Raw genomic sequence first — 1,288 nt, 5'->3', positions numbered from 1 at the left:
CATGGCAAAGGGTAAATTCGAACGCACCAAGCCGCACGTCAACGTCGGCACGATTGGTCACGTGGATCACGGCAAGACGACGCTGACGGCGGCGCTGACGAAGGTCGGAGCCGAGCGTTTCGGTGGCGAGTTCAAGGACTACAGCGCGATCGACGCGGCGCCGGAAGAGAAGGCGCGCGGTATCACGATCTCGACCGCGCACGTGGAATACGAGTCGCCGACCCGGCACTACGCGCACGTCGACTGCCCCGGCCACGCGGACTACGTGAAGAACATGATCACCGGTGCGGCGCAGATGGACGGTGCGATCCTGGTGTGCTCGGCCGCGGACGGCCCGATGCCGCAGACGCGCGAGCACATTCTGCTGTCGCGCCAGGTCGGCGTGCCGTACATCGTGGTGTTCCTGAACAAGGCGGACATGGTCGATGACGCCGAGCTGCTCGAGCTGGTCGAGATGGAAGTGCGCGAGCTGCTCAGCAAGTACGACTTCCCCGGCGACGACACCCCGATCATCCACGGTTCGGCGCTGAAGGCGCTGGAAGGCGATCAGAGCGAGATCGGCGTGCCGTCGATCATCAAGCTGGTGGACGCGCTGGACAGCTACATCCCCGAGCCGGTGCGCACCATCGACAAGCCGTTCCTGATGCCGGTGGAAGACGTGTTCTCGATCTCCGGCCGCGGCACCGTGGTGACCGGTCGTATCGAGCGCGGCGTGATCAAGGTGGGCGACGAAATCGAAGTGGTCGGCATCCGCGACACGCAGAAGACCACGGTCACCGGCGTGGAGATGTTCCGCAAGCTGCTGGACCAGGGTCAGGCAGGCGACAACGCCGGTCTGCTGCTGCGCGGCCTGAAGCGTGACGACGTGGAGCGTGGCCAGGTGCTGGCCAAGCCGGGCACGATCACCCCGCACACCGACTTCGAGGCCGAGGTCTATGTGCTGAGCAAGGACGAGGGTGGCCGCCATACCCCGTTCTTCAAGGGCTACCGTCCGCAGTTCTACTTCCGCACCACCGACGTGACCGGTGCGGTGACCCTGCCCGAAGGCGTGGAGATGGTGATGCCGGGCGACAACGTGAAGATGGTGGTGAGCCTGATCCACCCGATCGCGATGGACGAAGGCCTGCGTTTCGCCATCCGCGAAGGCGGCCGCACCGTCGGCGCCGGCGTGGTGGCCAAGGTCATCAAGTAATAGCTCTTGTGAGAAGTCCGGCATGGATGCCGGTTTGATCTTTGCCATCAGGGAGGATGGCTGAAGTAAAGGTCACCGGGCGAACGGAGCCGCACG

Annotated in this window: 1 protein-coding gene; it reads left to right on the top strand. The window is 64.7% G+C overall.

Going from position 1 to position 1,288, the window contains the following annotated elements:
* Position 1 precedes the first annotated feature (1 nt).
* A complete protein-coding gene (gene tuf, locus B1991_RS16650) occupies positions 2-1,192 on the top strand; it encodes an elongation factor Tu (RefSeq protein WP_136259804.1) in 1,191 nt (396 codons plus the stop codon).
* Positions 1,193-1,288: the final 96 nt, after the last annotated feature.

It is taken from the genome of Rhodanobacter lindaniclasticus, from assembly GCF_004799035.1.
Classification (GTDB): Bacteria; Pseudomonadota; Gammaproteobacteria; order Xanthomonadales; family Rhodanobacteraceae; genus Rhodanobacter; species Rhodanobacter lindaniclasticus.
The sequence above is the reverse complement of the archived record's forward strand: the minus strand, read 5'-3'. Positions and strand labels throughout refer to the sequence as shown.